The 6,413-nt window shown below is 48.9% G+C and carries 7 protein-coding genes; 2 read left to right on the top strand and 5 right to left on the bottom strand.

The features are described from left to right. Positions 1–84: 84 nt before the first annotated feature. Positions 85–387, bottom strand: a complete 303-nt coding sequence (locus NC997_RS25225; protein WP_190523974.1) for a hypothetical protein — start codon at positions 385–387, stop codon at positions 85–87. Between the two features lie 188 nt (positions 388–575). Here NC997_RS25225 and NC997_RS25220 point away from each other — a divergent pair, with 188 nt between their 5' ends. Next, complete coding sequence (locus tag NC997_RS25220) at positions 576–797, top strand: hypothetical protein (protein ID WP_190523971.1); 222 nt, start codon at positions 576–578, stop codon at positions 795–797. 203 nt (positions 798–1,000) lie between these two features. Here the strand turns inward: NC997_RS25220 and NC997_RS25215 are convergent, their stop codons facing one another. Next, a complete protein-coding gene (locus tag NC997_RS25215) occupies positions 1,001–1,927 on the bottom strand; it encodes an acyl-CoA desaturase (protein ID WP_190523969.1) in 927 nt (308 codons plus the stop codon). 127 nt (positions 1,928–2,054) lie between these two features. Further along, entirely contained in the window at positions 2,055–3,200 is a 1,146-nt protein-coding gene (locus NC997_RS25210; protein WP_348239124.1) for a peptidoglycan DD-metalloendopeptidase family protein, read from the bottom strand. On the opposite strand from NC997_RS25210, the gene NC997_RS25205 reads away from it, so the two are divergent. Next, positions 3,173–3,487: a hypothetical protein gene (locus NC997_RS25205; protein ID WP_348239123.1), complete on the top strand. Its 315-nt coding sequence runs from the start codon at positions 3,173–3,175 to the stop codon at positions 3,485–3,487. The two genes, NC997_RS25210 and NC997_RS25205, sit on opposite strands and share 28 nt — an antisense overlap. Before the next feature lie 61 nt (positions 3,488–3,548). Here the strand turns inward: NC997_RS25205 and NC997_RS25200 are convergent, their stop codons facing one another. Beyond that, positions 3,549–5,474, bottom strand: coding sequence for a glycosyltransferase family 39 protein (locus NC997_RS25200; protein WP_190523965.1), 1,926 nt, complete (start codon positions 5,472–5,474; stop codon positions 3,549–3,551). A 280-nt stretch (positions 5,475–5,754) separates the two neighbouring features. Continuing rightward, on the bottom strand, positions 5,755–6,297 hold the full coding sequence (locus tag NC997_RS25195; RefSeq protein ID WP_190523963.1) for a hypothetical protein: 543 nt from the start codon (positions 6,295–6,297) through the stop codon (positions 5,755–5,757). Between the last annotated feature and the right edge of the window lie 116 nt (positions 6,298–6,413).

Here is a 6,413-nt window from a genome sequence, read left to right as displayed (position 1 = left end):
GCAAGGGGGCATGGCGGCGGGAGTTGTCTCTTTCATTTATCACACCATAACGTGAAATGGTTGCCATGCCTGTATTATACCTTTTTAGAGTCTTGTTTTTCGTTTAAGCACCGCTAAGAGCATCAGATCGTCGATGTTACCTGTAAAGTCTAAAAAGCCCCGAAGGTAAGCTTCCGCTAGAACCAAAGGATCTTGACTCAGAATTAGCGTCCGGATGACTCCGGGATGATGAATCTGCAAAGTGAGTTGAGGAAGCGAGTCATCAAAAGTTTCATTGGTCATTATCTTGTCTGTCCCCCAGCAATCGATGCAGAATTTCAGAGGCAGTAGAGAAAACCGTTCGCTCAAGATATCTCGGATGCCGGTAGGAACAGAAGAATATGACATAGTTGATTTAGCGTGTTAATGGTTATGTGTCAGTAGCAATTGGGGATTTTGGATTTGCTCTCACCCAACGGTGAGGCAACCTTAGCCTGACGATGTAGAGCAACAACGCCGAAATGGTACTAATGATGAGTTTTCAACTCAGCACCATTCATATCTACAGAGGAATAACCATTAATCACTAACAGCGCGTGAAATTTTTCTACACTTGTCTAATCGCAGGCGAGACGACTGCGCGATCGCAGATTCGCCAAAGTTGCATAAACATGGCGGTAGAAAATCTAGCAATTCTCTATTGGATACAGTATGGTTTAACCCCACCCCAACTCCTGCCCGCTTTTCCGGGAGGGATTCAATATTCCCTCTCCGTTCACGGAGAGGGGTTGCGGGTGAGGTTCTTTATATTGCACTAAGAGTGAAAACTCCTATAAACCTAATTTGTAGAGGCAGGTAATCTCCACTAAAAGTAGGGGCACGGCATTGCCGTGCCCCTAGGAAATTTTCGGATATCAGGGTTTAACGCTTTCTAACAACGCCTAACAACATTTTTGAGTTAGTCCAGGCGTTTTATATCAAAATGAGATGCTTTCAGCGGCTAATGGATCAAATTCACTCACTATCCAACTGAAGAAGTGATGCTTTTCAGTTCGATTTCGCTTGAGGATGGAACTTTGACATTCCAGACAAGCCCTAAGCGATTGAGGGCGAGGATACCTAACCAACCGAAATCAAGTTGCCACCATCTGAGTCCAAACCTTGCCGAGTGCTGGAAAGCATGGTGGTTATTGTGCCATCCTTCACCGAGGGTCATGATGGCGACGAAAAGATTGTTCTTACTTTGATCTTCTGTGGGAAATTGGCGTTTTCCCCAAAGGTGGCAGACTGAGTTGACGCTAAAAGTAAACTGGTGCAAGAGGAAAATCCGGATACCTCCGCCCCAGATTAAGCCTCTCAATGCTCCTGACCACGACCCGGTTAAGACTCCACCCAGAAGCGTCGGAATTAACAGAGAAAGTAGCACCCAAAGGATGTAGAGCTGGTCGATTTTTTGGACAACTTTGTCACGATTGAGATCCGAGACATAGGGGTATGGGGGCGTCCAATCGACGTTTAGCAGCCAGCCAGTATGGGCGTGCCAAAAGCCTTGAACAACTCCCCAAAACCCTTCTCCGTGAATATTTGGTGAGTGGAAGTCTTGTTGAGTATCTGAGTAGAGGTGATGACAGCGATGGTGGCTCACCCAGCTGGCGACTGGGCCTTGACCTGCCATGCAGCCAGCGATCGCTAAAAAGGCACGCACAAATGCCCCAGCCTGAAAGGCACGATGGGTGAAAAACCTGTGATACCCCACAGTGATGCCAAAGAAAGTCAGGGCATACATTCCTACGAGTAGACTGAGATCCAGCGGCTGGACCCCACGTTCCCAGAAGATGATAGCCAGGGTCGCAGCAATAAATCCCACCACAGGCATGGCGACGACGATGACATTCAGTGTTTTCTGAAAATTGTTGATTTTAGAAGGATTGGAGAAAGAGATTGACACTTGTTTGGTTGAAATAGACTACTCGCGCAATAAAACTAAGAATATCTGATTGTTTGCCGTTAAATTCCCGAATAATTGTCCATTTTAGGGCTGATACGAGTCTGTTTCCATAAGCCTAAAGGAAGGTCTAAAGGAAGGTAATCGGGTCTACGGGTGTACCATTTTTACGGACTTCAAAGTGGAGATGGGGTCCCGTAGAAAAGCCAGTAGAACCAACCGCCGCGATCGCATCGGCTCGGTTTACAGATTGTCCTTCCGAAACATAGATTTCGCTGGCGTGACCATATAAGGTAGTAATGCCATTGCCGTGGTCGATAATTACCGCCTTCCCGTAACCTCCATACCATCCGGCAAAAATTACCTCTCCGCTGTTGGCGGCGCGGATCGTGCTGCCATAACTTCCCCCAAAGTCAAGACCAGAATGGAAACGGCGGTAGCCCAGAATCGGGTGGACTCGCCAACCAAAATTGCTTGTAATTCCCGCATCGCTGGGGTAGCTGAAAATACCCGATCCGCGAATAATGTCCCTCCCGCGAAGAATGGCTTTGCTCGCTGCCGCTTCTCTTTCTCTTTTTGCCTTCGCTTCTGCAACTCGTTTTTGAATGAGAGTGCTAATCCCTGCGGAATCCTCTGCTAAAACGTTCTCGGCGGCTTCTAAGGCTTGCCGGTTAGTATTCAAGCGTTGAATGAGCTGCTGCTGAGCCTGTGTCTGAACTTCAAAGTCGGCTTTTTGTGCCAGCAATTGCTGGGTAATCAGAGCAATTTGGTTTTTCTGCTGTTCGATCTCGGTTTTTTGGCGATCGATTTGGTCAGCTTCCGCCTTCAAGTTTTTCAAGATTTGTTGGTCGGCTTGAAACACCAATTTGATCTGGCGACGCCGGTCGGAAAATTGACTGAGATTTTGGCTAGAAAGCAGGATTCCCCATCCTTGGTGAGAGAGTTGCTGGCGTTGCAGGAAACGCAAACGGGCAACTGTGGCGGCTTGCTTTTGTTGATAAGAGCGTTCCGCGCTCGCCAGATCCTCTTGTAACGTCTTTAATTCCTGAGTGGCTCTTTGTAATTGGTACTGGTAGTCATTAAGCTGGGTACCTGTTAATTCCAGGTTTTGCTGCAAGCCACTGAGTTGTCCCTTCGCGGCTTTTTGGAGTTTTGATAAGCGATCGCGTTCTTTAGAATAATTAGACCGCTGCCGATCTAGTTGTTGCTGCATCTGTCGCAGCGTTTCTATTGTGACGGGTGACGGCGATGGTAAATCTTCAGCGAGCACCGGCATCGCTAGCAAAAGCCAAAGGAAAATTAGGCTACAAATTAGGCTACCAACAACCGGCAATCGGCACTGATGCCAAAAATTTTTCCTTTTTCCTGAAGATGGTGCTTTCATCCTTTCAAACTCAGTCGTGCCAAAACGCCGAATTTTATCATGATGCCACCAGAAATTTTATTCACCTAATATTCCAGTCGGCTTGCCGAACAAGCATTGCCGAACCACTGCTTTTCCTGTCCCTCTCCACCCCAACCCCTAAGCGAAAAGACAGAGGCATTGGGCGTGAGGTGTTCTAATCACGGGCAATTATCCAGGCTTAATATGACTGCAAGCTGCGGCAGTTTAACAATTTAGCATTTAGCTAGAGTGTCGATGCTGGACACTGGCGACGATTTGTTTTGACAACCGAATGAGTTGATAAGCACCGGCTTTGCCTAAATTTTGGTACTCCTTGGGCTGTATTTTTGTGTTCTCTAAATATTTAGGCTCAGTCAAAATCAATACCGAAGGTGGCTTGGGTTGAGTCGCCGCGATCGCTTCAATGTATTCCATTGCCGAGCTAACTTTGGCAAAGTAATTCACCGGGCGCTGCGTGTAAAATACGACACTCGGTTTTTTGAAACCAATCATTAATATGGCTTCTCCTGGCTGCTGGACTTGGGCGATCCGTGCCGATAATTCCCGCAGCGGCATCTGACGTGCTCGATCCATCATGAAGTAGGCAGGCGTTACCACAAAGATGATAAAAGCCATAAATCCGATTAGATTTGAAGTCCACAGCCAACGCCACCGCCGTCGTTTCAGCAGCAACCACCCTGTCCAAATAGCGGTTGCTCCCCAGATGATGCCTCCCCACACCGTCAAACCAGATCGTTGAACCATTTGGCGCAGATCGGGCACGGCAGGGTCATATCCTAAGAAGTTTGGGCTGTATAGAAGCGCACCTGCCAGAACTGATAAAAACACCACATTGACAACGCCACTCCAAAACAAAGGACGGAGGAATGAGGGCTGAGGACTGAGGACTGAGGACTGAGTGGGGAATTCTCCTTCCGGCTGGTTAACTGCTAATTCTGAACTACCGACTTCTTCCTCAGTTCTCAGTCCTTTCACCCCAGTCCTCAATTGGTCGCTGAACAAAAGTGCCACCAAAATTCCTGCTGCTGGCATTAAAGGCAGCACATAGCTGGGGAGTTTTGTCACCGCAACGGTGAAGAAGCCAAAGATCCCGGCAAACCAAAATAGAGCAAATAAACCTAAATGAGTGGAACGGGGGGAGTTCCGCCATTTGCTGCGCTGCCAAAAGCGGAGACGGGCGATCGCTACCGGCAAATAAATCGACCAAGGCGCAAAACCCAGCAGCACCACTAGGAAGTAAAAATACCAGGGTGCCCAGTGGTGATTAACAACGCCTGTGAAGCGTTCCAAGTTGTGATAACCAAAAAACTTATTAACGTAGTTTTCGCCGTTCCGCAAAATCACCAAAACATACCAAGGCACTGCCAAAACCAACACCAGTGCCAAGCCCCGAATCGGAAACATCTCCCGCAACACTTCCTGAGCCTTGCCCAGGTAAAGTAGAAAAGCCCCAATAATCAGAACGGGTAAGACAATGCCGACCGGCCCTTTCGTCAAGATTGCCAAGGCAACTAGCACGTAGAAAGCGAGATACCAACGAGTTTGGATCGCGGGTTGGGTGTTGACATAGCCAAGAAAAAAAGAAAGTAGCGCACAACCCACGCAGCCGGTTAGCAGCATATCAGAGACGCCTGTGCGTCCCCAGACAATCATTTCTGGATTTAGAGCGATCGCCGCTGCACCCAGCAAAGCCGATAGCCACAACTGACGCTGCGTTATCATCCCATCCCTAGCTTGCCCCGTCACCGCACTCGGAGAAGGAAGCCCATAGTAGCGCAACGTATAGAAGCCTAATCCCGTCACAGCGATCGCAGACAGCGCCGAAGGCAATCGCACCGCCCATTCATTGACGCCAATCAGTTTATACGCGATCGCCATCAGCCAGTAAACTAACGGCGGCTTATCAAAGCGCGTCTCCCCGTTAAAATACGGTGTAATCCAATCTCCCGTCACCGTCATCTGGCGGGCAGCTTCAGCAAACAGCGGCTCAGTTTCATCAACCAGACCGATATTCCCTAAATTCCACACAAAAGCCAGCCAGCAAACCACCAGCACCCACAGAATCGATAGACCCGCCAGCCTGCTGGGATGCTTCTCCCAAGATTTCCACCAACTTCTAACCGTTCGCTCAACCCTAAATTTCATGAACCCCCGAACCGTCCGTCAGTAATGGGCAACCTCAAAAGGCATTTTCCCAGACCTTAATCTAGCTGGAAATGCGACGCCAGCGCACCCATTGCAAGATGTCATGACTCCCGCCTACCCAGCAGCACTTCCTGACTCTGGCAAAACCTATGTGTTCCCTAAATTGTCAGCGGTGAATGGGTACTTGATAGGAAGTCATGGGTAATTCGTCCGTAGAGGAGAAAAAACAACTGACTCCTAACCGCTGACTATAAACGAATGACCCCCGACTATCTACGACCTAAGATTGCAAAACCAGTTGCCATTCCGACACCTGAGCATTCCAGACAGGTAGAGGCGTCTCACCCACAACATACGGTCCCCAATACCGGCGGGAACCATCTTGGGCAAATGCCACCAAAATATCCCCCTTTTTTAGCTGCAAATCCCCTCCAGGCAACGATAAGGTCACGCCCTGGCTCCCCCCTTCTCCTGGGGCAAAATCCCAGTGTGCTGGCTCCCCATAAGATGTCGTGGGTGGCTGATAAGTCAGCAACGCCAGCCGCAGCGGATACTCGGTTTGATTCGTCACCCGTAAAAGTCCCTGACGAGTCGTAATGAGCGGGATTTGTCGATCGTCTGTGGGCGAGGCAACTGGTGTAGAGTTCGGCAACTTTCCTACGCCGGGAGGATTTTCCCGCAGCGAAGCATTCGTTTTTGAGAGCAACGAAGCATCTAACTTTGCCCAATTGAGTTCCACCCGCTCCTGAAGCAGTCCCAGTCCTAACCCGATGAGTCCTAAAAGCACAGCAATCAGAAACCCAGGGTAAACCTTTAAAATCATAAGCTTTTGGATAGTCTTTCAGGAGTTTACCGTCCTTAATAGCAAAAAGCTCCGCCAAAGATGGACTCCTCGCGTGAGCGATCGCGCCAATCGCCATTTTTCATCTACGCCACAAA

The sequence above is a fragment of the Trichocoleus sp. DQ-A2 genome (assembly GCF_039961915.1).
Lineage (GTDB): Bacteria > Cyanobacteriota > Cyanobacteriia > Cyanobacteriales > FACHB-T130 > FACHB-T130.
This window is presented reverse-complemented; position numbering and strand designations above follow the sequence as displayed.